This window comes from Citrifermentans bremense R1, from assembly GCF_000426865.1.
GTDB classification, from domain to species: domain Bacteria; phylum Desulfobacterota; class Desulfuromonadia; order Geobacterales; family Geobacteraceae; genus Geomonas; species Geomonas bremensis.
Genome location: NZ_AUGE01000010.1, coordinates 97755 through 121648, shown reverse-complemented (window position 1 = coordinate 121648; position 23894 = coordinate 97755). Strand labels below are relative to the sequence as shown.

The following is a 23894-nucleotide window of genomic DNA, read 5'->3' as shown; positions in this document are numbered from 1 at the left end:
GGAGCGCGGCAGGGCGCCCTTATTTCATCTGCGCGAAGTTCTTCAGCATGGCGAGCCCCTTATCCTGGGACTTCTCCGGGTGGAACTGCGCCGCAACGACGTTGTCGCGCCAGATGGCCGCGCAGAAATCGATGCCGTAACCGGTGGTCGCCGCCACGACCGACTCGTCGTCGGGCTTCACGTAGTAGGAGTGGACGAAGTAGACGTTGGTCCCCTCGTCGATCCCCTGGAATAGCGGCGACGGGCGCTTCACGCTTAACTGGTTCCACCCCATGTGCGGGACCTTGAGATCCTCGCCGGCCTCCTCCATCCCCTCCGGGAAGCGGAGCACCTTGCCCGGGATGACGTTCAGCCCCTGGTGTCTACCGAACTCCTCGCTTTCGGTGAAGAGAAGCTGCAGACCGAGGCAGATGCCGAGAAAAGGCTTCCCCTCTTTGATCACCTTGAGGATCGGCTCGACGAACCCACCCTCTTCCAGGTTCCTCATGCAGTCACGGAAAGCGCCCACACCCGGCAGGACCACCCGCTCGGCATCGAGGAGCACCTTGGGATCGGCGGTAACGACGGCCTCGAAGCCGACCTTCTCGAACCCCTTCTGCACGGAGCGCAGGTTCCCCATGCCGTAGTCAATAATCGCGATCATATGAAAAATCCTTCCGGCATCACTGCCGCAGACAAATAAGTTCTCGCTCTATTTATAAAGATGTCGCCGGCAGTGCCGTCCGGGCCATCCCCAGATACGGAATTCCCCAACGGAGCCGCCCTCACCCCGATCCTCTCCCAGAGGGCGAGGGAGGCGAACCAAGGCTACAGCTTCCCCTTCGTGGACATCACCCCTTCGATCCGTGCATCCAGCTGGGTCGCCTGGTCCAGCGCACGCGCCGCCGCCTTGAAGCAGGCCTCGACGATGTGGTGGACGTTGTCGCCATACATCAGGTTCAGGTGGAGGTTCGCGCCGCAGTGGTTCACGAACCCCTGGAAGAATTCGCGCACCAGTTCCACGTCGAAGTCGCCGATCTTCACCTTGGGGAGCTCGACGTTGTAGACCAGGTAAGGACGGCCGGAGAGGTCGGTGGCGACGCTCGCCAGCACCTCGTCCATCGGCACCACGGCGTTGCCGTAGCGGCGGATGCCGCATTTGTCACCCAAGGCCTCCTTGAAGGCGGTGCCGAGCACGATGCCGATGTCCTCGACTGTATGGTGGAAGTCGATGTCTATGTCGCCGTGCGCCTCGACCTTCAGGTCGAACAGGCCATGCCGGGCAAAAAGGTCGAGCATGTGATCCAGAAACGGCACCGAGGTGCAGATCTGCGCCTCCCCCTTGCCGTCTATTTCTAGGGAGAGCTTGATCTGCGTCTCCTTGGTGATCCTTTCGATAGCTGCCGATCTAGCCATGACGTCTCCTCCTTGGAATTATCAACGCAAAGTGCAGGCTACTTCTTCAACCTGAGGCTCACCGACCTGCCGTGGGCGTCGAGCCCTTCCAGGCGGGAGATCCTGACGATATCCTCGCCGACGCGCTCAAGGCCGCCGCGGGTGAAGTGGATGATGGAGCTTTTCTTGACGAAGTCGTCCACGGAGAGCGGCGAGAAGAAGCGCGCCGTTCCGCCAGTGGGCAGGGTGTGGTTGGGTCCGGCCAGGTAGTCGCCAGCCGCTTCCGGGGTGTAGTGCCCCATGAAGATGGCGCCGGCATTGGTGATGAGCGGCAGGATCTCGAAGGGGTTCTCGACGGCGAGCTCCAGGTGCTCGGGAGCGATCCGGTTGGAAAAGGCGATCGCCTCCTCCAGGTTCCCGGCCACGATGATGACGCCGAAGGATTCCCAGGATTTGCGCGCGATGGGCTGGCGCGAAAGCTCGTTCAGCTGGCGCTCCACCTCGGCCGCCACCTGCTCGCCGAAGCTGCGGTCGGTGGTGATCAGCACCGAGGAGGCAAGCTCGTCGTGCTCCGCCTGGGAGAGGAGGTCCGCCGCCACATGGACGGGGTTGCCGCTGCCGTCGTTGATGACCAGGATCTCGCTCGGCCCCGCGATCATGTCGATGCCGACCTGGCCGAAGACGAGCTTCTTGGCGGTGGCTACATAGATGTTGCCGGGGCCGGTGATCTTGTCGACTTTGGGGACGGTGGCCGTGCCGTAGGCCAGCGCCGCTATCGCCTGGGCGCCGCCGATGCGGAAGACGCGGTCCACGCCGGAGAGTTTCGCCGCAGCCAATACGTGCGGGTTCATCTCGCCGCCCGGGGCCGGCACCACCATGACGATCTCGCGTACTCCCGCGACCTTGGCGGGGACTGCGTTCATCACCACGCTGGAGGGGTAGCAGGCCTTGCCGCCGGGGACGTAGATGCCGACCTTGGCGAGCGGAGTCACCTTCTGCCCCACCATGATGTCGCTCTCCTCGGTGGAGATCCAGCTCTGCTGCTTCTGCTTCTCGTGGAAGCGGGCCACCCGCTCCACCGCGAGCTTGAGCGCCCCCAGGTCTTTCGGGTCCACCTGGGCGATGGCCTTGTCCAATTCCTCCGGCGTCACCTCGAGCCCGGCGGCGTCGCACGAAAGCATGTCGAAGCGCCTGGTGTATTCCAGGAGCGCCTCGTCGCCGCGGCTTCTGACGTCGGCGATGATGCCGAGGACGACCTCCTCGACCTCGCGCCCGGACTCCTCGCCGCGCTCAACTATGGCGTCGAATTTAGCCTGAAAACCTGCTTCCCTAATGTCGAGGAACTGCATTTTTAGACCTCGCGAATCATGGCATTGAATTCAATCGTTCTTCTCTAACATCGCCCGGATCTCCGGGTCTAGCTCCTGGCTCTTCTGGGCGCGCGCGGCCAGGGACGCGGCCGCCAGCGATTCCTCCAGCCGGGCTAAGACCGCGGCAAGCCCCTTCAACTGCTCGGTGATCTCCGTCAGGCGCCGGTCCCGGTTCGCCGGGTCACCCTCGACTACGTCCGCCCCCGCCTCCTGCAGCTGCTTGCGTAGATCCTGCAACGCCTCGGTCAGCTCTTTTTCCACCCGGCACCTCGCTAGATGTGCTGTTCCAGCCCCTCGATGATCTTGGATATTCTCTCGTGCTTGGTCTTCATGCTGGCGCGGTTCACGATGAGGCGGCAGGTGATCTCGGCGATGGTTTCGATCTCCGCCAGGCCGTTTTGCTTCAGGGTCTCGCCGGTGGAGACCAGGTCGACGATGCGCTCGGAAAGCCCTACCAGCGGTGCCAGCTCAATGGAGCCGTAGAGCTTGATCAGCTCGACCTGAATCCCCTTGGCTGCGAAGTATTTCTCCGTCACATTGGGGTACTTGGTGGCGATCCTGATGTTGTTCCAGGCGGACGGGTCGTCCTTGCTGGAAAGCTCCACCGGTTCGGCCACCATGAGGCGGCAGTAGCCGAACTTCAGGTCGAGCGGCTCGTAAAGGTCCTTCTCCGCCTCCATCAGGGTGTCCTTGCCGACGATGCCGAGATCGGCGCAGCCGTACTCGACGTAGGTCGGGACGTCGGTCGCGCGCACGATCATGTAGCGCATCTTCTGCTCTTGGTTTTCGAAAACGAGCTTGCGGGTGTCGGAGAGGAGCTCTTCGCAGTCGATACCGATCTTCTGGAAGAGGGCGACGGAATCCTGGAGGATGCGGCCTTTGGGGATGGCGATGGTGATGAAATCGGGCATTTAACAACTCCGTGGGAGCATGGCAAGGTTGAACTGGTGGACCATGGGTTTAATGGCCCGGTGGAGGCGCGGGGAGCGCTCCACCGGGATAGCGTTGCAGCTAGGGGCCTTCTTCGTTCGGGACGCGGGCTATGTCGGCGCCGAGGCCGGCGAGCTTCTTCTCGATGCTCTCATAGCCCCGGTCGAGATGGTAGATCCTGGAGATCTCGCTGGTGTTGTCGGCGGCGAGGGCGGCCAGGATCAGCGACGCGGATGCGCGCAGGTCGGTGGCCATGACCGGAGCCCCGGAGAGCTTCTTGACCCCCTTCACCGTGGCGCTGTTCCCCTCGCAGATGATGTCTGCGCCGAAGCGAAGCAGCTCGGAAACGTGCATGAAGCGGTTCTCGAAGATGTTCTCCGAGATGACGCTGGCCCCCTCGGCGATGCACATGAGCGCCATGAACTGGGCCTGCATGTCGGTGGGGAAACCGGGGTAGGGCCTCGTCTTGATGTTCACGTTGCGGATCTTCTTGGGACCCTTGACGCGGACCATGTTGTCCTTGTTGGTGATCTCGACGCCGGCGTCCTGCAGTTTGAAGGAGAGGGCGTCTAGGTGGTCAAGGCGCATGTTCTTGATCTTGATGTCGCCGCCGGTGATGGCGGAGGCGATCATGAAGGTCCCGGCCTCGATGCGGTCCGGCATCACGGCGTGCTCGGCGGCAACGAGCGCCTCGACCCCTTTGATGCGGATGGTGTCGGTGCCGGCGCCGTCGATGTCGGCCCCCATCTTGATCAGGATTTCGGCGAGATCGACGATCTCCGGTTCGCGCGCCGCGTTCTCCAGGATGGTCTCACCCTGCGCCGTGGCCGCAGCCATCAGGAGCTGCTCGGTGCCGCCGACGGTGGAGATGTCGAAGTTGATGCGCGCCCCTTTAAGCTTCTTCGCCTTCGCCTCGACGTAGCCGTGCTCCAGGGTGATCTCCGCGCCCAGCGCGGCGAGCCCTTTGAGGTGCAGGTTGATGGGGCGGGCGCCGATGGCGCATCCCCCGGGAAGCGAGACGCGGGCCTGGCCGAAGCGCGCCAGGAGCGGGCCGAGCACGAGGACCGAAGCGCGCATGGTGCGCACGAGGTCGTAGGTCGCCTCGAAGCTGTTCAGGTTGGTGGTGTCGATCTTTACCACGTTCCCCCTGCCGTCGACCGTCGCCCCCAGCTTCTCCAGCACTTTGATGGTGGTGTTGATGTCCCTCAGGAAGGGAACGTTGCTGATGGTGTGGCATCCCGGAGCCAGGATGGTGGAGATGAATATGGGGAGGGCAGCGTTCTTGGATCCGCTTACGGTCACTTCTCCGGAGAGCTTGTTGCCACCTTTAATTACCAGTTTTTCCACTGTTACCTCTTTTGCTTTTCTCTGTTGGTCTCCCCGTCTCCGGGCGAGATCGCCGCATCTATGGAACTGTTACGCGAGCCTGCCGCCTACCACCCGCTCAATACCTGCGGGATCGGTCTGGCTGAACCTTTCGTTGCTGAAGCCGCCGGAGGTCAAGAGCTCCAGCACCTCCCCCGCCTGCCCGGCCCCCACTTCGAACAAGAGCCAGCCTCCCGGATTGAGGTACGCCGGGGCGTCGGCCGTGATGCGCCGGTAGAAATCGAGCCCGTCGCCTCCCCCGTCGAGGGCGCCCACCGGCTCGAAGTCGCGCACCTCCTGCTGCAGTGTGGCGAGGTCGGCCGAAATGATGTAGGGCGGGTTGGATACTAACATATCGAAGCGCTTCCCGGCAAACGGCTCGAACAGCGATCCCTGGAAAAACTGCACGGAGACCCCGTTTCGCTCCGCGTTCCCCCGGGCCACCTCGATAGCATCTGCGGAAACGTCCACGGTGTAGACCTCGGCCTCAGGGAGCGCCTTGGCGACGGCAACGGCGACGCAGCCGCTCCCGGTGCCGATGTCGAGGATGCTGCGGCACGCCTCCCCCCTCTTCACCGCCTCGGTCACCAGCACCTCGGTGTCGTGGCGCGGGATGAGGACGGCGGGGGTGACCCGGAATTCGAGCCCCATGAACTCCTGGCTACCGAGGATGTACTGCAGCGGTTCGCGCCTGCCGCGCCGGGCCACCATGCCGCGGTAGAGGGCGAGCTCGGCGTCGGAAAGAGGCTTGTCGAAGTTGAGATAGAGCCCCACCCGGTCCAGCGAAAGCGCCTCGCAGAGCATCCACTCCGCCTCCAGGCGGGGGTTCTCTACACCCTTTTCGGCGAGGTACCCCTTGGTCCAGTTAAGAACCTTGAGGACGTCCCATTTTTCGGCGTTGGCGGTCATGGCTTGTTTTGTGGACCTCATGGACCTGGTGGACTTTGTGGACCTGGTGGACGCGCTGGAACTGATACGGCGCTGTTACATCCCCTCGCTCTGGGCCTGCAGCGCTTCCATCTGGTAGTGCTGGCGCAGGGAGTCGGCGATCTCGGCGATGTCGCCGGCCATGATGGCGTCCAGACGGTACAGGGTCAGGCCGATCCTGTGGTCGGTCATCCTCCCCTGAGGGAAGTTGTAGGTCCTGATGCGCTCGCTGCGGTCCCCACTCCCCACCTGGCTCTTGCGGTCGGCGGCAAGCTTCGCGTTCTGCTCCATGAGGATGTTGTCCAGGATCCTGGACTTCAATACTTTCATGGCTTTCGCACGGTTCTTGATCTGGCTGCGCTCTTCCTGGCAAGCGACCACTGTCCCGGTAGGGATATGGGTGATCCTGACCGCGGAGTCGGTGGTGTTGACGTGCTGCCCGCCGGCGCCGGAGGAACGGTAGACGTCGATCTTCAGGTCGGCAGGGTTGATGTCGATGTCGACGTCCTCCGCCTCGGGCATGACCGCGACGGTGCAGGCACTGGTGTGGATCCGCCCCTGCGCCTCGGTCTCGGGGACGCGCTGCACGCGGTGGGTTCCCGACTCGTACTTCAGCTTGGCGAAGACCCCGGTCCCCTCGACCAGCGCGATCACCTCCTTGAAGCCACCCTTCTCCGACTCGGAGGCGGAGATGATCTCGACGCGCCAACGGTTGGTCTCGGCGAAACGGGAGTACATGCGGAACAGGTCCCCGGCGAAGAGGGCGGACTCGTCCCCGCCGGTTCCGGCGCGGATCTCGAGCACGACGTTCTTGTCGTCGTTGGGGTCCTTGGGAAGGAGCAGCAACTTGATCTCGCCTTCGAGTACCTCGCGCCGCGCCTCCAGGGACAAAAGCTCGGCCTGCGCCATCTCGCGCATCTCCTGGTCCGGCTCCTTCAGGAGTTCCTTGTTGTCGTCGATGTCGGAAAGTATCTTCTTGTATTCCCGGTAGGCGGCAACCAGCTCGGCAAGGCCGGAATGCTCCTTGGAGAGCTTTCTGAACTCTGTCTGGTTCCCCAGCACCTCGGGGTCCGACAGGAGCGATTCCAGCTCCTCGAAACGTCTTTCCAGCTCGGCTATCTTTTCAAACATGGACATTTTATAAAACCTCAAAAGCCCCATAGGGCCGAATTTTCGTCACTCCTGCTCGCGGCGGAAGGGATCTACACCACCAGCCGGTCGTCCTTGTGGCCGCCGTTCAGCTCCAGCGCCACCTCCATCGACTTGATCGCCACCTCGATCTGGCTGTCGTCCGGCTCGCCGGTGGTGAGCCGCTGCAGGGCCAGTCCCGGGGAGATGATCAACTTGACCAGCGCGTGATTGTCGTGCTTCGCCGTCCATTTGAGGACCTCGTAGGAGAGGCCGGCGATGACCGGAAGCAGCACCACCCTGGATCCCGCCTTCAGGTAGAAGGGCCAAAGCTTCGGTATCAGCGAGAACACCAGGATGCTCACCAGCATCACGATCAACAGGAAGCTCGTGCCGCAGCGCGGGTGCAGGCAGCTGTACTTGCGGACGTTGTCGACCGTCAACTCCTCCCCCGCCTCGAAGGTGAAGATGCACTTGTGCTCGGCGCCGTGGTACTGGAAGACCCGCTTGATGTCTCCCATCCGGGAGATACCGAGGATGTAGAGGAGGAACACGACCACCCGGATCAGACCGTCCACCAGGTTGAAGACGATGTTGGAGTCTCCGATGATGGGGATCAGCAGCTTGGTGAGGTAAAGCGGCATGATGAAGAACAAGAGGATGCCGAACCCGAAAGCTGCCGCCATAGTCCCGGCGATGGCCCAGTTGTTGACCTCCTCCTTCTCTTCCCCTTCGGCCATGGCCTCGTTGGCGGAGAAGTTGAGCGCCTTGATGCCGATGATCAGCGAGGAGAAGAGCGCCACCGCGCCGCGGACTATCGGGAGCTTGGTGATGGGATACCGCTCGGAAAGGGGAATGACCGTCTCGCTCTTGACCGAGATGTCGCCGTCGGGCCTTCTCACCGCGATGGCCAGCGAGCGGGGAGCCCGCATCATAACTCCTTCAAGTACCGCCTGTCCGCCTATGTTTATCTTTGACACTGTAACCTCGTGTTTGTGAAAGGGTGACTCGGTGGGAGGGGGATGTCTCACATCTCCCCGAAGAATTCCCTCACCTGCGCCATCTTGCCGCAGCACATGGCGCCTTCCGGGCAGGGGCCAGCAAGGCAGCCGGGGCCGGCCTTAGCGAAAACGGTGGGGGCTATCGGCCGAACCTGCCTGAGCATCTCCACCGCCATGGCCCTGATCTCCCACTGGGCGCGCTCGCAGCAGCGCACGGCAAAGAAGTGCAAGAGCTCACGGGCGTTCATGGTGATGATGATCTTGGTCTCGGTGGCGTTGGGCAGCAGGTAGCGCGCGTCCTCGGCCGGGACACCCGCCTCGACCAGGGCCCCGTAGGCCGCGTGCAAAGCCGCCACCTGCGCCTCGAAGAGCCGGGCGTGCTCGGGATTTTCGGAAATAGTCGGGGGGGTGACCACCGCGAAGCGTTCCTTGTGGGAAACGTAGCGCTGGGACTGCTGGGAAAAGGAAGCGACCCGGTGCCGCACCAGCTGATGGCTGGTGACGCGCGAGATCCCGTCCACCCCGAAGGTGAACGATGCGTGCTCCAGCACCGACTGGTGCCCGAGCGACATGATCTTGTCCAGGAATTTTTTCACGTCGGCGCCGGAAAGCTTCTCCTTGAGCGCCTCGATGTCGACCTGCGAATAACAAAGCCTCGCGGCCAGCGCGATGCTCCGTTCGGGCTCGGGGGTGTGTTGCAGAAGGGCAACCTTCATGAAGATCCTTCAAAAGCTTGCGGGTATGAGAAAACGAAATAAGGGGATTTCGCCATTTCGACAAAATCCCCTCGTACGGATTCGCAAACGCGAAAGCCTCTAGCTTTCTTCGGTCGCCGCCGCAATGTTGTACCGCTTGCGGAAACGCTCGACGCGGCCGGCGGTGTCCATCAGCTTCTGTTTGCCGGTGTAAAACGGATGGCACTGCGAGCAGACCTCGGTGGAGATCTCAGCTTTGGTGGAACGGCTCTCGAAGCTGTTGCCGCACAGGCACTTCACGGTGATTTCGTTGTATTTGGGGTGGATCCCTTCTTTCATATCTTCCTCCTCGCGGGGCGCACCCCGTTATCTCTCTTAATTGTCAAGCCGGAAAGTAGCCATAAATAGCACCTTCCCCAGAAACTTTCAACACTTTTTTACTTGCTCATGGAATCGAGGAAGTCCTGGTTGCTCTTGGTCCCCTGCAATTTGGAGATCAGGAACTCCATGGAGTCGACCACGTTCATGGGGTGCAGCACCTTCCTGAGGATCCAGATCCGGTTCAGGGACGCCTTGTCGATCAGGAGTTCCTCCTTCCTGGTGCCGGACTTGTTGATGTCGATGGCGGGGAAGGTCCTCTTCTCGACCAGCTTCCGGTCCAGGTGGAGCTCCATGTTGCCGGTGCCCTTGAATTCTTCGAAGATGACCTCGTCCATCTTGGAGCCGGTGTCGACGAGTGCGGTGGCGATGATGGTGAGCGAGCCTCCTTCCTCGATGTTCCTGGCCGCGCCGAAGAAGCGCTTGGGCTTATGCAGGGCGTTGGAGTCGACGCCGCCGGAGAGGATCTTGCCGGAGGGCGGGATCACGGTGTTGTAGGCGCGGGCCAGGCGGGTGATGGAGTCGAGCAGAATGACGACGTCGCGCTTGTGCTCGACCAGCCGCTTGGCCTTCTCGATGACCATCTCGGCCACCTGGATGTGGCGCGAGGCCGGCTCGTCGAAGGTGGAGGAGATCACCTCGCCCTTCACCGAGCGCTGCATGTCGGTCACCTCCTCGGGCCTTTCGTCGATCAGAAGGACGATCAGGAACACCTCGGGGTGGTTCATGGCGATGGAGTTGGCGATATTCTGGATCAGCATCGTCTTGCCGGTCCTGGGGGGCGCCACGATGAGCCCCCTCTGCCCCTTGCCGATCGGCGCGATGAGCTCCATGACCCGGGTCGACATGTTGTCGTGGGTGGTCTCAAGCTTCAGCTTTTCCTGCGGGTAGAGCGGAGTCAGGTTGTCGAACAGGATCTTGTCGCGCGCAACCTCAGGGGACTCGTGGTTCACCGTCTCGACCTTCAGCAGGGCGAAGTAGCGCTCCCCTTCCTTGGGAGGCCTGATCTGGCCCGCCACCGTGTCGCCGGTGTGCAGGTTGAAGCGGCGGATCTGCGACGGCGAGACGTAGATGTCGTCCGGCCCCGGCAGGTAGTTGTAGTCCGGCGCCCTCAGAAAGCCGAAACCGTCAGGGAGCGTCTCCAGAACGCCCTCGCCGAAGATCATCCCGTTCTTCTCAGTCTGGGCATTGAGAATGGCAAAGATCAGGTCCTGCTTCCTGAGACTGGAAGCCCCCTCGATGTTGAGCCCTTTGGCGATCGCAGTGAGATCGTTGATCTTCTTTTCTTTAAGTTCCTGTAGGTTCATCTGTTCTCCTGAGTTGACGCAAATATAGAGCTATCGGCAAAAGCCTTAATAGGGAATGCGGGAATGTATCACCAAGGGGGCATGACGCATTGCATGCGGGGGTGTTGGCGAAGAGCTATCTGTAAAGGATCTGATTATTACCTTGGCTTAGTCTTTTGAGGTGATCGGTACCGATTGGTATGAGAAATATTTGAGGTATTAAGGTATCTGCAAAGGTCTGATTGAGGATAATGCGAATTTATACCCTTCAGCGCATAACCTTGTCAACTTTATTTTTCCGGCATTTTGCCGCTGCTAAGAGAGTGTGAACCGCCGCAACTACGGCGCACAGTAGAGCTGCTGACAGTTGCGCCGAAGGGGTGGCGGGTCAAAATATTGTCTCACCCCGCCCGGAAACCGCCTTTATTCTCCCTCTACAGGCTCCGGCAGTGTTTCTGTAGCAGAAGCCGTGCCATACTTCGCGCCGGAGCGCCTTTTTCTGCGGGCTTTCTGTCTTTTCAGTTTTTCCGCCGCCAGCTCCTTCTTGGTCAGCCCCCCTCCCGCCCCAGCTATCTTCTCCAGCAGGAGACGCCGGGCGAGGAACCGGTTCAGGGACTGGCTTCGCGACTCCATGCATTTCACCTCCACCCCGGTGGGAAGATGTTTGAGGTAGACGCAGGAGGAGCTCTTGTTGACGTGCTGCCCGCCCCGCCCGGAGGCGTGGACGAAACGCTCCTCGATCTGCTGCTCGCTCACCCCCAGCTCTTCCATCTTCGCCTTAAGCCAGCGGTTTTTCTCTTCGCTCACCGCGAATTCGGTCATCTCTCCCCCCGTCAAAGGCGACATCATAGCGTCCGCGCAGCGGGAAGTCAAAGCTCGTCCACTCTTTGGCGACTCACCGCTTCGCCCCCCCGTCCGGTTCGCCGCGACTCACGATTTCTGGCGCTGCAACGGCAAACTGATATACTCTGGCTCGGTTTTTTACCGAGGAGGACGTGTAGCTATGGCAGCGATCAGCAGGCGCCTGTTTCTCCTGGGGGGATTTTCCCTTTTCCCCTACCTCTACCTGGAAAGGTCGTCGGTGGCGGTGCGCAGGTACCGGGTGCCGGTGAGAAATCTTCCCGATGCTCTTGCCGGGTTCACCATCCTGCACCTGACCGACCTGCACGACAAGGAGTTCGGGGAGGGGAACGAGGGGCTTCTCGAACTGCTGCGCCGCCTGCGCTTCGACCTGGTGGCGCTGACTGGGGACCTGGTGGTCGGGGAGAACCCAAGCCTCAAACCTGCGCTCGATCTCTTGGCGGGGATGCGCCGCTTTTCCAATGCGCCGGTCTATTCGGTCCCCGGCAATCACGAATATGCCCTCTCCCGCATAGGGGAATACAACGACAAACTTTCCCGGGCCGGGGCCCAGGTGCTGAGTAACAAAGCGGTGCCGCTCAATTTCGGGAAGGCGCGGCTCTGGGTGGCGGGGGTGGACGACCCGGTGACCCGCAGGGCCCGGCTGGACCAGGCGCTGATAAAGGCCGACGCGAGCTCGCCACGTGTTTTGCTCTCCCACGCGCCGCACCCCTTCCCTGAGGCGGCGCTCCAGGGGGTCGACCTGATGCTCGCCGGGCACACCCACGGTGGGCAGATCCGCCTCCCGCTTATCGGCGCCGCCTACGTCCCGGACATGGGGCTCTTTCCCCAATACGACTACGGCCTTTACAGCTCGGGGACTACCTCCCTCATCGTCAATGGGGGGCTCGGAGAAAGCTGGATTCCGCTACGCGTCAACATCAGGCCGGAAGTGGTGCTGGCGACCCTGGTGCCGCTTCGGGAAGCGGGGCCGGGGACAAACTACGGGGTCGCCTGACCACCCTGGGCCGGGAGGACCACCTCGGCCATAAGCTCCGCCATGCGCCCTGCCGGAAGCCTCGCGTTGTTGAAGAGCAGATGGTACAGGGTCGGCTCCGCAATGTCCCGCCCCAGGAAGTCCTTCAGGAAAGCGTCTCGCTGACCCTGCCGTTCCCGGACCAGGTCCTGCGCCTTTTCGGCCGAGATATTCATCCGGTCCGCCACCGACTTCACCTTATAGCTCATCGGGGCCACGATCCTGAAGTGGTAGCAGTTGCCCACCCCCTGGGTGAGTATGGCGGCCCCCCTTCCCACCAATATCACGTTTCCCTCCTGGGCTAGAGCCATGATCTGCCGGGACAAAAGCCGGTAATAATCCTTGTCGCTTTTCCAGCGCGGCGAAAAGGTGGAAAGCATGTCGTCCAAAAAGCGGTTCTTGCTCCCCAGCTTCTGAAGCACCTCCTCCGAGAGGTTGTGGTCCTTGGCGACGGCATCCAAAAGCGCCCGGTCCATCACCACCCAGGGCGCCCCGCTTCTTTGCTCCAGCAGACGCTGCAGCTTCTCCGCCACCGGATACCCCTCACAGCCGAATTCCCGGGTCAAGGTCACCGTCGGCCTCTCCCTCTCCACGAAGCCGTGCTCCCTTATGTTCCTGCGGCTCACCTCGATCAGTCCGCGCAACCTCTGTTCGATGGCGGGGATCAAAACGCTCTTGGCCATGGCACCCTCCTTGACAGGTTAAATAGCTGTGACCGCTACGCTAATTAGGCCGCTTTTCGCGCCCCAGTCAACCTCCGCCCCCCTTTTTTTCCAATGAAAAAGATCCGGCTGCCGCTGCAAGGGGAGGTTTTTCCGTTATCATTCCCACCATGCCGCTATGGTTCACGCTCACACTCCTATCCGCATTCTTTCTGGCCAGCAGCGACGCGCTCACCAAGAAGGCGGTTGACGGCCACAACGAGTACCTGGTCACACTGGCCCGGATCCTCCCCACCCTGCCGCTGTTCCTCATCCCTCTCCCCTTTCTGGAGATCCCGCACTTGTCGCGGGAATTCTGGCTCTGCATACTCACCGGGCTACCCCTGGAGGCGGTGGCCATCTTCCTGTACACGAAGGCCTTGAAGCTCTCCCCGCTCTCGCTCACCCTTCCGTTTTTGTCGCTTACGCCGCTTTTGTTGCTGGTGGTCCCCTTCCTGCTCCTCGGGGAGCGCATCTCCCCGGCCGGGAGCGCCGGCGTTTTGCTGATAGCGCTCGGGGGGTACCTGCTCAAGGCCAGGCGCGGACAGGACGGGGTGCTGGCTCCGCTCAAGGCGCTGGCGAAGGAAAAGGGGGCGCTTTGCATGCTGGGGGTCGCCACCATCTACAGCTTCACCTCCACCCTCGGCAAGCGCGCCATCGACCTTTCCTCCCCGCTGGTCTTCGCCGCGATCTATCTGCCGCTCCTGGCGCTTTTCATCACCCCGTTCGCCCTCTACAAGGGAAGGGGGGAGCTGCGGGAAATCGTCCGTAACGGCACCGTCCGCGCTTCGCTTCTCCCTGCGCTCTTCTACGCGCTGCAGGCGCTCACCCACGTCTTCGCCATCAACCTCACCAACGTCGCCTACATGATCGCCGTCAAGAGGCTGAGCCTTTTGTTCGGCGTCATCTACGGCCGCTACCTCTTTCAGGAACGAGGGGGGCTCCTCGCCACCGTCATCATGCTGGCCGGGGTCTGCCTCATCGTCGTCGGGGGGTGAATCCGAGGAGGGCGCCGGAACGGTTTTTGCTGAACCTGCCGGTGGGAAAAAGGACCGTAAGGGGGTTTTGATGTACCAGGTGATGAACGGCCGCAGCTTCAGCGAACCCAATCCATTGTTTCTGAAGGACGTTTTCCTTTTCGGGCCAGAGGGTATACCCCTGCAGGGGAAATGTGTGGTGAACCGCTTCGCCAACTTCGCGGACGACCAGCTACTGATCTGGCTCTTGCACCACGAAAACCGGGAACTGGAGGGGCTCGACGGGGTGGTGATGCCACTTTACGGCGACTGGAGCTGCAACTTCTGGCACTGGTGCAACGAGACGCTCACTATGGCGCTGACCGCCCACCTGGAGGGTTTCAACGGCAGGTACCTGGTCCCTCCCGTCCCCTTTGCCGCGGAATCCCTGCGGCTTATCGGCGTGCCGCCCGACCGCATCGTGGTGGCCAAGGAGTGCGACTACCACCTGGAGTGCATGTGCTTGGTCCCCAAGCAGCGGGGGGGCAATCCCGAGGGGATGCCCGCAAGAATGAAGGTGCGCGAGGTTTTCAGGTCCCTCTTCGCCCAGGAGGCGCCGCGGCACCGGCTGTACCTAAGCCGCAACGGCCATCCCGACAACCTGCGCAAGGTGCTGCACGAGGACGCCCTGCTCGCCATGCTGGGCAAATACGGCTTCACCATGCTGCGCCTTGAGGAAATGCCGCTGTCGGAGCAGCTGGCCTACAGCTGCAACGCCGAGGCCATCGTCGCGCCCCATGGGGCCGGCGTCACCCACTGCGGTTTCATGCAGGAACAGTCGCTGGTAGTCGAATTCTTCGCTCCGACCTACATCAACCCCTGCGTGCTCCTTCACTGCGACTACCTCAGGCACCGGTACTATCAGATCACCAGCCCTTGTATGTACACAGGGTACCAGCACGTCATGGACATCGAGGTGCACGGCCAGATACTTGGAATGACTCTGGAAAGGGAGCTCTCGCAGAGGTAGCCGGGCGTGCCCGTGCTGGCTGTCGGCTAATTGACACCGGCTATGGGCGCGAATATTCAAATTATTGACCGGGGCGGCGGCGGAACGCTTTGAACCTGACTCCCAAGTGGAGCCTGCCACCCCGCGAGCCCTTCTGCCGCGCGCAACCGACGGCAACAGTCCCCTTCGTGTCGCGAGCAGGGCGCGCCCTTCCCGCTCCGGCCGCTCCACAACTGGCATAGCAGTTGCTTTCCGAGTACCTATTGCGCGCGTCTTGCAAAAATTGGCGCGGCAAGCTAACAGGGATCGATTCCACCATAATGGAGATACTCATGAGCCAGCTAGTAACCCGCCCCAGCGGCGCGGTCGCGGTCCTGCAAGACGGGCCGCTTCTTTCCGCCATCCTGATCACCAGCAACAGGGAGTCGCACCTGAGGGAATGCCTTAGCGAACTGATGCAGCAAAGCATCTCCAACCGCATGGAGGTGATCGTGGTCGACCAGGGGTCGGAGCAGTGCGAATGGGCCGTGGTGGCCGACCTGCAGAAGATCCACCCGAACCTGATCTCCCTGAAGCTTCCGGCGGCCGCAGGCGGCAAGGGGGTCGAAATGGCGCTCAGGATCGCCTCGGGCAAATACGCGACACTCCTGGAGGCAACCGACCGCCTCAAGCGAGACGCCTATGAGCTCTTGACGGCGGCCCTGGAGGGAAACCCCACCGCCATGCTCGCCTACGGCGACACCTGCTTCACCGCCATCCCCCACGAGAGCTTCGCCAGCCATACTAGCTACGGCAAGGTGATCTGGCCCGACTACACCTCCCAGCAGCTGGCCCAGCTCTCCGAGGTGGCCCCGCACCCGGTATGGCGCAGAGAACTGCACGACAGCGTAGGCTTCCTGCCGCAGGGGTACCCGAACCACGGGACCCGCGAGTTCATGCTCAAGGTAGTGGAGCGCTTCCGCATCCTGCACCTGGAGGAGTTCACCGGCCTCAAGCTGATCACCGCGAACCAGGCGCCGGTCCAGGCGGCCCAACCACAGGCGCGCCCCCAACCCGCGCCGGACGCGCCGGTTTACAGCCAGAACGCGGCGGCTGCCTCGACCCAAACCGCCGGGCAGCAGAAAACGGCGAACTCGGAACTGAAAGGGGCGGACCAGGCGTACCAGGAACTGCGCCCCCTCATCACCGGAGAAGACCCGCAGCGTGCCGCAGCGGCGCTCCGTGAGCACCTGGCGCGCTTCCCCAAACATGCCGTGGCCCACAACGACCTGGCAGCCGTCAGCTATCAGCTAGGAGAGAAAGAGCAGTCGCTCAAGCATTACCGCGAGGCGGTCTGGCTCGATCCCAAAGAGAGCGTCTATCTGAAGAACCTGGCCGACATCCTCTTCGTCGAGGCGGGAGAGGCCGACGAGGCGATAGCGATCTACCTGAAGCTCCTGGAGCAGTCGCCGCGCGACGTCGAGACCCTGCTGAACCTGGGGATCATCTGCGAGAGCGTGGGGCAGCCCGCCGAGGCCGATTCCTTCTATCAGAGGGCGCTGGAGATCGAGCCCTGGAACCAGGCCGCACGGCAGCAACTGACCGCGCTGCGCCAGAGGACGGAAGAGCCGCAGCCCACGGCTGCAGAAGTCGACGATCTTTCCGCCGAGGAGCGCTACCAGAGGTCCCAGGAACTGGTCTCCCAGGGGGACCTGGACGGGGCGTTCCAGGAACTGAAGCTGATCCTCTCCTCTTACCCCGACTTCGCTCCAGCCCACAACGACCTGGCCGTCTTGGCCTACCAGCAGGGGGACAAGGAAAAGGCGCGCACCCACTACGAGAAGGCGGCGGAACTGGCGCCAGGAAACAGCACCTTCCAGAAGAACCTGGCCGACTTCTACTTCGTCGAAGGGTACGACGTCGACGGGGCCATCGCCATCTACCTGGAACAGCTCCGCAGGGAGCCCAAGAACATCGAGACGCTGATGGGGCTCGGAAAGATCTGCACCATGCTGGACCGCCCGGCAGAGGCGCAGAGCTTCTACGGCAAGGTGATCAACCTGGAGCCGTGGAACCGCGATGCCCGCGACTGCCTCAACAGCCTGAAGGAGGTGGCGAACGGCTGATGGCGTCGTCACGGCCGGCTCCCCGGGGTGCTTTTTCACTAAAGTTTTCCCCCTGGGATGCCGATAAGTGATTCGGCTCAAGAGCCTTTCGCGGAGGTAGTTATGGCAACGCAGAGAACGGCATGGGACTACATGGACGACATGTTCAGCACCCTCGCCTCGCAGGACTCACAGCGGGCGCAGCTGGCCAACGGAGCCTTGAGCTCGGGCCTCGCCTTTTACCAGAAGAAGGATTACGCCCGCGCCACCGGCGAGCTGAAGCGCGCCATCTCCATGGACCCCACCAACACGCAGGCGTACAAGTTCCTGGCCAGCGCCTACCAGGCCCAGGGGAAGACCGACGAGGCGATCAAGACCTACAAGAACTCGCTGGCGCTCGACCCGACCCAGGACGCCATACACACGAGCCTAGGAAACATCTACCTGCAGCAGAAGAAGTACAACCTGGCCGAGAGGGAGTTCAAGGACGCCGCCAAGCTGAACCCCACCGACACCCTCGCCCCCTATACGCTCGGGCAGCTCTACGTGCAGACCGAGCGCTACGGCGAGGCGGAGACCCAGTTCAAGAAGGTCTCCAGGATGGCCCCCACCGACCCCAACCCCTACTATTCCCTGGGCGCGCTCTACAACAAAGAAGGGAAGTACGCCGACGCGGTGAAGCAGCTTACCCAGGCCGTGAAACTGCGCCCCAAGATGGAAGCCGCGCATTTCGAGCTCGGCGTCGCCTATGCCGCCTTGGGCGACACCACCAACGCGCAGAAAGAGGTCGACACCCTCACCAGGTTGAACTCGACCCAAGGGGCCCTGCTCAAGCTGACCATCGCCCAGCCGAAGCTCGTTTCCGCAGGAGGTGGAGAGACCGACACCTTCAGTGCCGCCCTGGGCGCCGGCACCGCCCTTTTGGGGATGTTAGGCATTGACGCAACGACAACGTTGCCCAACCAGTCCAAGCAATTCAGCCTCACCTTCTATTTCGACTCCGCCATGGACGCCGATTCCGTGCAGGACACCAGCAACTGGACCATCAGCAAGGCGACGGGGGGCGCGGCAGGCTACTACAACAACCTGCAGCCGGTGGTCCCAACCGAGGCCTACATCCCGCAAAACCCTACCAGCGTCACCTACGACCCTGAGCAGAGGACGGCGGTTGTGACCTTCCTTTTGAGCCAGAACGACACCGGCAACGCCACCATCGACCCTTCCCACATGGTCTTCAAGTTCTCCGGCACCGACGCCAGGGGCAAGGTCATGGACCCTACGGCCGACGAGTTCGACGGCGCGGCAGAGGGGCCTTTCTGACCCTTTCCCCCAGGCTCCCTGGGCGCACAAGTATCCCCTCGGCTCCTTCGAACGCGGGACCGCACGCCGGCACCGCGCGTTCGGGGAGCCGGCGCCGCGCCGTGCCCCCCTATATGGCATGATTTCTGCTTAATCCCTTTACTTAACCAGCACTTCCCAAGGACGCCGCCACGGCACGCAGACCTGAAAAAGGAGCACCATGCTCGGGATCACCATAGTCACCCCTTCGTTCAACCAGGCGCCTTTCCTAGAGCAGTGCATCGATTCCATCCTGAGCCAGGACTACCCCGACCTCGAGTACATCATCATGGACGGCGGGAGCACCGACGGCTCCGTCGACATCATCAAGAAGTATCAAAGGCATCTGACCTACTGGCAAAGCAGGCCGGACGGCGGACAGTACCAGGCGATAAACGAAGGGTTCAGCAGATCGGCAAACCCGGTCATGGGGTGGCTGAACGCTGACGACATGCTGCACAGAGGCGGTCTCGCCGTGGTGGGCGAGCTCTTCTCCTCTTTTACGGAAGTGGAGTTCCTGACCGGAAAGCGGGTCGGGTTCGACCTCAAAGGAGACATCGCCTCCTTCGGCCACATCGACGAAACCTGGTGCCACGACCTTTTGCTCGACAAGGACCGGATCCGCAAGGAGACCCTTTTCGTCATGCAGGAGGCGACCTTCTGGCGCAGGTCGCTCTGGGAAAAGGCGGGAGGCAGCCTGGACACCTCCTTGAGTCTCGCCGCGGACTTCGAGCTCTGGCTGCGCATGAGCCGGCACGCGGCGCTACACACGGTGAACGCGCTTACCGGCGGCTTCCGCTGCTACAGCATGGAGCAGCGCTGCAACAAAAACCGCGACGAATACGTTGCTCAGTGCTGCCAGGCCATCGACCGGGAAATCGCTCTGAACCTCCCCCCCGCACCACACCGGAGCACCCCCCCGCCGCTGATCGATTATCCGCTCCGGCAAAAGCCCGCCCGTTTCGACATCCTCACCCAAAGTGAGCTTCCCAAAATTTCCATCGTCACCCCCTCGTTCAACCAGAAGCAATACCTCGAAGAGTGCATCGACTCGGTTCTCTCCCAGAACTACCCCAACCTTGAATACATCGTCATGGACGGCGGGAGCACGGACGGCTCAGCGGAGATCATCGCCAAGTATTCCAAACACCTGAACTACTGGCACAGCAGGCGGGACTTCGGGCAGTACCATGCGGTGCAGATGGGCTTCTGGATCTCCACCGGAGAGATCATGGCCTGGCTCAACTCGGACGACAAGTACCACCCGGGCGCGCTCTGGCTGGTGGCCGACGCTTTCGGGGCCTTTCCGGAGCTGCGCTGGGTCACGGGGAGCCCGACCCTCTGGGACAAGGATGGCAAGATCTCCGCCTTTGCCGCCGCCCCCCCCGTTTACAGCCGCGAAAAGTACCTCAAGGGAGAAGTGAACCTACCGTACATCCAGCAGGAATCGACCTTCTGGCGCAGAACGCTTTGGGACGAAGCAGGTGGAACACTGGACCCCTCCTTCCCGCTGGCAGCAGACATGGAACTTTGGGCCCACTTCTTCCGCCACGCCCGGCTGCACACGCTGAACGCCTCCCTGGGGGGGTTCCGCAGCCATCCGGGAGAGGGGCAGAGGTCGGAGGCAGCCAGCGAACAATACGCCCAAGAAGCGGAGCGCATCGTGGCAAGGGAGCGGGCATATTTCGCAGGGCTGCCCGAGGAAAAGCTCCTTGCCCCCCCCGAGCCGCTGCAGGTCGCCCAAGTCGTCGCGCGCGCCGGAAGCCGCCTGCAGCCTGAGCGGTTCGGCTTCTTCATCTATTCCCGCCGTACCCACTTCCCCTTTTTCCAGGAGTACGACCAGGAACTCTTCGGCCGCCGGATCGACCCGGCCCGTTGCGACATCCCGGAGTACCAGGCGCTGCTCCTCTACGCCTTCCTTCGGCAGAACCTCCCCAAACGGGCACGGATACTGGTGCTGGGCGAGGGGTGCGAGGCGATTATTGACGCGGCCCATCGCGATTACGAATTCTGGCAGCTTTGCCTCCCCCAAGCCTTCTCCTCCCGGTTGCAGCAAAGCCGCTGCCGCCTGGTGGCAGGCGAAATCGACTCGGCGGGCCTCGAGCTACCGGAGCGCTACTTCGATCTGGCCATCGGCATCACCGCGGCGGAGCCGGTCACGCCGGAGCCGTCCCTGGAAAGGAGCTGCCGCAACCTGACAGGGACGCTCAAGGAGGAAGCATGGTCCCTCCACTGCTTCGAGGTCCTGTACAACCACGGGACTTACTGCAAGAGCCCGTTGCTGGACGGCTTCTGCACCGGGGTTCCCGCCGGCACCACTTTTGTACCTTTCGAGCAGGTCTCCCTGGACCCGTCCACCCTGGCGGTCGGGAGCGTGACGGAAGGGATCAGGTTCTCCTACCAGGTCTTTTGGCGCAACGGCTCTGCATCGGCGTCGGCCGAGACGGTCGCTCAGGCGCCCTCCCCCTCCTTCCCCCACCCGCGCAGGCTGCATCTGGGGGAGGGAACCGCGGCTTTTGGGTGGGAGAAGATCTGCTGCACCCCAGGGGTCCTCTCGCAGCTGTCGGGGTTGGCGGACCGCTCCATCGCCGAGATCTACGCCTGCCGGCTGCTGGACCGCCTTGCCGCCGAAACGGACCCGCTTCTGGTGGTCGAAGAACTGTACCGGGTACTGAGAAACTTCGGCACGCTGTACCTGAGCGTGACGGATCTGGACCTGCTGGCGCGGCACCTGCTGGACAAGGAAGAGCTTCCCTTTGAGGATCGGCTTTCGGTGCTGCGAAAACTGGCAGCTGGCGGGGTCGGGCTGAACGAGGAATCCCTGCGCCACTACCTGCAGCAGGCTGGGTTCTCGCTAGCGACCCGGGTGGACCGATTCCCCATGTTCGCCCAGGAAGAAGAGGTCGCATGCGGGGAACAACCGGTGACCCTCAGGTTGATGGCGCGGAAACTGCCGCGCAACTATAGGGTCGTGAAGGTACTGTCAAAGTTGCCAGCAGGCAGTTACTGAGTTTCAAAAAGTTGACTCCTCGCAGACACTGAACCTTATACGACTGCTTTCCAGCATGTTATGAGTGTCGGCACGATGCTTGCTCTCTACACCGAGACAATCCCCCCAGCCGTAATAATTAATTACTACCAATTTCGCGGCTCTACGAAGGAAGCTACTGCTTGAACACTTCAGTCATAAGACATCTGCCAGTAACAGAGATCGATGGATGTCCCGATATCTGCCAAACAGAAGCCTTTGCCGGCACCAGATACTTCGGAACGTGCTACCAAATCCCCCCAGAAGCCTCACTTGGAGCGCCTGCCGCGGTTGCGAGGTCAGGGCGCCCTTCCCAACAACCGGCCCCCACCTGGCCCCGCGCTGTCCGTGTCCGCCGGGGCAGCCCTGCGCAGGCTGCAGCCGTCAGGAGTAGATGTGCGTAGTCCCGCAAGGGAGTTCGAGATTTCATGCAAAGGCTGCAGCGCACCGCACCTTGAGAGGTCACTAGATGGAAATGCACCCCCCTATCACGCCTAAGCCGGACCACAACTACGTCGCTTTTTTCCTTAGCTTCGCCTGCAACCTTAGCTGCAGCTACTGCATCAACCTGCACGACCGGGGCTCCCGGGCCAAGCAGGCGGGACGCAGGCAGATGTCGGCCGCAGACTGGGTGGCAGCAGCCGACCGACTGGTGCTCCGCCCCGACCTGCCGCTCACGCTGCAGGGAGGGGAGCCGACCCTCTACCCCGGGTTTTACCGCTTCGTCAACGAGGTGAAGCCGGAACTCAAGATGGACCTGATGACCAACATGATGTTCGACGTGGACCGGTTCATCAGGGAGGTCCCCATCTGGCGCTTCACCAGGGAAGCCCCCTACGCCGCCATCCGCGTCAGCTACCACCCCGGCCAAAACCAGATAGAGGACCTGATTGGGAAGACGCTGAAGCTCCAGGAAGCCGGTTTCAGGATAGGGCTCTACGGGATCGAGCACCCGGACCCCGGGATTCAGGGCCATATCAAGGAGGTCCAGGCGAAGTGCCTGGCGCTGGGACTGGACTTCAGGACCAAGGAGTTCCTGGGAGAGCACCAAGGGGAGATGCACGGAACCTTCAGGTACGACGGCTGCGTCTCCGGGTCCGAGATGAAAGAGTGCGAATGCCGCACCACCGAGGTCATAGTGGACCCCACCGGTTACGTCTATCGCTGCCACTCCGACCTCTACCGGGGCAGGGAGCCGATCGCCCACATCCTCGACGACGCCTTCAACGAGGAGTGGCTGGACGAATTCCGCCCCTGTGCGTGGTACGGAGATTGCAACCCCTGCGACGTCAAAGTGAAGACCAACAGGTTCCAAATCTTCGGGCACACCAGCGTGGAAATACGCAACATAAACGGGAAGAACTGATGGCCGCGGACTGCTTCGCCCTGGACGGGCATAAACTCTTCTGGCACCTGGACCGGGTCGCCGCCTGGCAGAAGGACCGCCTGGTGCCCCCCATCTACGTCGAAATCAGCCCTCTTTCCTACTGCAATCACCAATGCATCTTCTGCGGCCTGGACTTCATCCGCGGCGAGCGCGTGATCCTGGAGACCGAGGTGCTGCTGCGCCGGATCGAAGAGATGGCGGCCCTGGGGGTCAAAAGCGTCATGTTCGCCGGTGAGGGGGAGCCGCTGCTGCACCCGGACCTCCCGCTCATAGCCGCCCGGGCCAAAGAGGCGGGGATCGATGTCTCCGTCACCACCAACGGGATGTCCGGCACAACTGAGCTATGGGAGAAGCTACTCCCTTCCCTCACCTGGATCCGCTTCAGCATCGACGCGGCCACCAGCGAGACCTACCAGGTGGTGCACGGCGTGAAGCCGGGCGCCTTCCAGCGCACCATTGCCTCCCTCAAGGAGGCGATGCTCGCCAAACAGAGGCAGAAGCTCCCGGTCACGGTAGGGGTGCAGTTCCTGATGATCAGGCAGAATCTGCAGGACATCGAGCCGGCGCTTTCCCTTTACTCCGGCATCGGGGTCGACTACCTGAGTTTCAAACCGTACTCCGAGCACCCTCAGATGCTGAACAAGAGCGGCTTCACCTACACCAGGGAGATGATCGACGACATCGCCCTGAAGATCGAGCGTTTCGGCACGAGCGGCCCCACCAGGATCATCTTCAGGAAGGCGGCCACCGACGCCTATGCCGAGAGCGCCCAAAAGTTCAGCCACTGCCGCGCGCTACCTTTCTGGGGTTACATCTCCTCACGGGGGGACTTCTACAGCTGCAGCGTCTACATCAACGACGAACGTTTCAGCGTCGGCAACATCTATCAGACCCGGATGTCGGAGATTCTCTTCGGGGACAAGCGCGGGGAATCGATCGACTTCGCCGAGAAGGAGCTTGAGATCGACCACGAGTGCCGCGTCAACTGCCGCATGGCACGCATCAACGAGTTCCTCGAGTTCCTGGACGACAAGCCGGAACATATCAACTTCATTTAAGCC

Annotated in this window: 22 protein-coding genes; 8 read left to right on the top strand and 14 right to left on the bottom strand. The window is 62.0% G+C overall.

Going from position 1 to position 23894, the window contains the following annotated elements; genetic code table 11:
- Positions 1-19: 19 nt before the first annotated feature.
- The 13 genes from hisH to K419_RS0108370 form a co-directional block, all read right to left on the bottom strand.
- A complete protein-coding gene (hisH, locus tag K419_RS0108430) occupies positions 20-643 on the bottom strand; it encodes an imidazole glycerol phosphate synthase subunit HisH (RefSeq protein WP_026841198.1) in 624 nt (207 codons plus the stop codon).
- 164 nt (positions 644-807) lie between these two features.
- Positions 808-1395 (bottom strand): imidazoleglycerol-phosphate dehydratase HisB, encoded by a 588-nt coding sequence (gene hisB / locus K419_RS0108425; protein ID WP_012532132.1) that lies wholly within the window; start codon positions 1393-1395, stop codon positions 808-810.
- A gap of 38 nt (positions 1396-1433) precedes the next feature.
- Positions 1434-2723 (bottom strand): histidinol dehydrogenase, encoded by a 1290-nt coding sequence (gene hisD / locus K419_RS0108420; protein ID WP_026841197.1) that lies wholly within the window; start codon positions 2721-2723, stop codon positions 1434-1436.
- 30 nt (positions 2724-2753) lie between these two features.
- Positions 2754-3005: a hypothetical protein gene (locus tag K419_RS0108415; protein WP_026841196.1), complete on the bottom strand. Its 252-nt coding sequence runs from the start codon at positions 3003-3005 to the stop codon at positions 2754-2756.
- A gap of 11 nt (positions 3006-3016) precedes the next feature.
- Positions 3017-3655, bottom strand: a complete 639-nt coding sequence (hisG, locus tag K419_RS0108410) for an ATP phosphoribosyltransferase (protein WP_026841195.1) — start codon at positions 3653-3655, stop codon at positions 3017-3019.
- A 100-nt stretch (positions 3656-3755) separates the two neighbouring features.
- Complete coding sequence (murA, locus tag K419_RS0108405) at positions 3756-5021, bottom strand: UDP-N-acetylglucosamine 1-carboxyvinyltransferase (RefSeq protein WP_026841194.1); 1266 nt, start codon at positions 5019-5021, stop codon at positions 3756-3758.
- Positions 5022-5090: 69 nt separating this feature from the next.
- Complete coding sequence (prmC, locus tag K419_RS0108400; protein ID WP_026841193.1) at positions 5091-5948, bottom strand: peptide chain release factor N(5)-glutamine methyltransferase; 858 nt, start codon at positions 5946-5948, stop codon at positions 5091-5093.
- A gap of 75 nt (positions 5949-6023) precedes the next feature.
- Positions 6024-7097, bottom strand: a complete 1074-nt coding sequence (gene prfA / locus K419_RS0108395) for a peptide chain release factor 1 (protein WP_026841192.1) — start codon at positions 7095-7097, stop codon at positions 6024-6026.
- Between the two features lie 71 nt (positions 7098-7168).
- Complete coding sequence (locus K419_RS0108390) at positions 7169-8074, bottom strand: DUF1385 domain-containing protein (RefSeq protein ID WP_026841191.1); 906 nt, start codon at positions 8072-8074, stop codon at positions 7169-7171.
- Positions 8075-8121: 47 nt separating this feature from the next.
- Positions 8122-8811 (bottom strand): FAD-dependent thymidylate synthase, encoded by a 690-nt coding sequence (gene thyX / locus K419_RS0108385; protein WP_012532140.1) that lies wholly within the window; start codon positions 8809-8811, stop codon positions 8122-8124.
- 99 nt (positions 8812-8910) lie between these two features.
- Positions 8911-9129 carry a 50S ribosomal protein L31 gene (gene rpmE / locus K419_RS0108380; protein ID WP_026841190.1) on the bottom strand — a complete coding sequence of 73 codons (219 nt, stop codon included), beginning with the start codon at positions 9127-9129 and terminating at the stop codon, positions 8911-8913.
- Between the two features lie 98 nt (positions 9130-9227).
- The gene (gene rho / locus K419_RS0108375) at positions 9228-10475 is read right to left on the bottom strand and encodes a transcription termination factor Rho (RefSeq protein WP_012532142.1); all 1248 of its coding nucleotides are present in this window, start codon (positions 10473-10475) and stop codon (positions 9228-9230) included.
- Between the two features lie 402 nt (positions 10476-10877).
- On the bottom strand, positions 10878-11276 hold the full coding sequence (locus tag K419_RS0108370; RefSeq protein WP_012532143.1) for a peptide chain release factor family protein: 399 nt from the start codon (positions 11274-11276) through the stop codon (positions 10878-10880).
- 181 nt (positions 11277-11457) lie between these two features.
- On the opposite strand from K419_RS0108370, the gene K419_RS0108365 reads away from it, so the two are divergent.
- On the top strand, positions 11458-12312 hold the full coding sequence (locus K419_RS0108365; RefSeq protein WP_026841189.1) for a metallophosphoesterase: 855 nt from the start codon (positions 11458-11460) through the stop codon (positions 12310-12312).
- Here K419_RS0108365 and K419_RS0108360 read toward each other — a convergent pair.
- Complete coding sequence (locus K419_RS0108360; protein WP_026841188.1) at positions 12297-13013, bottom strand: cytidylate kinase-like family protein; 717 nt, start codon at positions 13011-13013, stop codon at positions 12297-12299. The genes K419_RS0108365 and K419_RS0108360 overlap by 16 nt on opposite strands.
- A gap of 149 nt (positions 13014-13162) precedes the next feature.
- Between K419_RS0108360 and K419_RS0108355 the strand changes: the two genes are divergently transcribed.
- The 7 genes from K419_RS0108355 (at position 13163) to K419_RS0108315 (ending at position 23891) form a co-directional block, all read left to right on the top strand.
- Positions 13163-14029: an EamA family transporter gene (locus K419_RS0108355; protein WP_026841187.1), complete on the top strand. Its 867-nt coding sequence runs from the start codon at positions 13163-13165 to the stop codon at positions 14027-14029.
- A 70-nt stretch (positions 14030-14099) separates the two neighbouring features.
- Positions 14100-15017, top strand: coding sequence for a glycosyltransferase family 61 protein (locus K419_RS21810; RefSeq protein ID WP_035497035.1), 918 nt, complete (start codon positions 14100-14102; stop codon positions 15015-15017).
- Positions 15018-15328: 311 nt separating this feature from the next.
- Complete coding sequence (locus tag K419_RS0108345; protein ID WP_026841186.1) at positions 15329-17101, top strand: tetratricopeptide repeat protein; 1773 nt, start codon at positions 15329-15331, stop codon at positions 17099-17101.
- A 102-nt stretch (positions 17102-17203) separates the two neighbouring features.
- Positions 17204-18400 (top strand): tetratricopeptide repeat protein, encoded by a 1197-nt coding sequence (locus K419_RS0108340; protein WP_026841185.1) that lies wholly within the window; start codon positions 17204-17206, stop codon positions 18398-18400.
- Positions 18401-18599: 199 nt separating this feature from the next.
- The gene (locus K419_RS22780) at positions 18600-21428 is read left to right on the top strand and encodes a glycosyltransferase family 2 protein (RefSeq protein WP_051292929.1); all 2829 of its coding nucleotides are present in this window, start codon (positions 18600-18602) and stop codon (positions 21426-21428) included.
- Between the two features lie 487 nt (positions 21429-21915).
- A complete protein-coding gene (locus K419_RS21795) occupies positions 21916-22812 on the top strand; it encodes a radical SAM protein (protein ID WP_198013098.1) in 897 nt (298 codons plus the stop codon).
- The gene (locus tag K419_RS0108315) at positions 22812-23891 is read left to right on the top strand and encodes a radical SAM protein (RefSeq protein WP_026841184.1); all 1080 of its coding nucleotides are present in this window, start codon (positions 22812-22814) and stop codon (positions 23889-23891) included. The genes K419_RS21795 and K419_RS0108315 overlap by 1 nt, the downstream gene beginning before the upstream one ends.
- Positions 23892-23894: the final 3 nt, after the last annotated feature.

Coding starts and splice junctions, on each gene's coding strand:
- hisH (WP_026841198.1), bottom strand. CDS start 643: ATGATCGCGATTATTGACTACGGCATGGGGAACCTGCGCTCCGTGCAG.
- hisB (WP_012532132.1), bottom strand. CDS start 1,395: ATGGCTAGATCGGCAGCTATCGAAAGGATCACCAAGGAGACGCAGATC.
- hisD (WP_026841197.1), bottom strand. CDS start 2,723: ATGCAGTTCCTCGACATTAGGGAAGCAGGTTTTCAGGCTAAATTCGAC.
- hisG (WP_026841195.1), bottom strand. CDS start 3,655: ATGCCCGATTTCATCACCATCGCCATCCCCAAAGGCCGCATCCTCCAG.
- prmC (WP_026841193.1), bottom strand. CDS start 5,948: ATGACCGCCAACGCCGAAAAATGGGACGTCCTCAAGGTTCTTAACTGG.
- prfA (WP_026841192.1), bottom strand. CDS start 7,097: ATGTTTGAAAAGATAGCCGAGCTGGAAAGACGTTTCGAGGAGCTGGAA.
- thyX (WP_012532140.1), bottom strand. CDS start 8,811: ATGAAGGTTGCCCTTCTGCAACACACCCCCGAGCCCGAACGGAGCATC.
- rpmE (WP_026841190.1), bottom strand. CDS start 9,129: ATGAAAGAAGGGATCCACCCCAAATACAACGAAATCACCGTGAAGTGC.
- rho (WP_012532142.1), bottom strand. CDS start 10,475: ATGAACCTACAGGAACTTAAAGAAAAGAAGATCAACGATCTCACTGCG.
- K419_RS0108370 (WP_012532143.1), bottom strand. CDS start 11,276: ATGACCGAATTCGCGGTGAGCGAAGAGAAAAACCGCTGGCTTAAGGCG.
- K419_RS0108365 (WP_026841189.1), top strand. CDS start 11,458: ATGGCAGCGATCAGCAGGCGCCTGTTTCTCCTGGGGGGATTTTCCCTT.
- K419_RS0108360 (WP_026841188.1), bottom strand. CDS start 13,013: ATGGCCAAGAGCGTTTTGATCCCCGCCATCGAACAGAGGTTGCGCGGA.
- K419_RS0108355 (WP_026841187.1), top strand. CDS start 13,163: ATGCCGCTATGGTTCACGCTCACACTCCTATCCGCATTCTTTCTGGCC.
- K419_RS21810 (WP_035497035.1), top strand. CDS start 14,100: ATGTACCAGGTGATGAACGGCCGCAGCTTCAGCGAACCCAATCCATTG.
- K419_RS0108345 (WP_026841186.1), top strand. CDS start 15,329: ATGAGCCAGCTAGTAACCCGCCCCAGCGGCGCGGTCGCGGTCCTGCAA.
- K419_RS0108340 (WP_026841185.1), top strand. CDS start 17,204: ATGGCAACGCAGAGAACGGCATGGGACTACATGGACGACATGTTCAGC.
- K419_RS22780 (WP_051292929.1), top strand. CDS start 18,600: ATGCTCGGGATCACCATAGTCACCCCTTCGTTCAACCAGGCGCCTTTC.
- K419_RS21795 (WP_198013098.1), top strand. CDS start 21,916: ATGGAAATGCACCCCCCTATCACGCCTAAGCCGGACCACAACTACGTC.
- K419_RS0108315 (WP_026841184.1), top strand. CDS start 22,812: ATGGCCGCGGACTGCTTCGCCCTGGACGGGCATAAACTCTTCTGGCAC.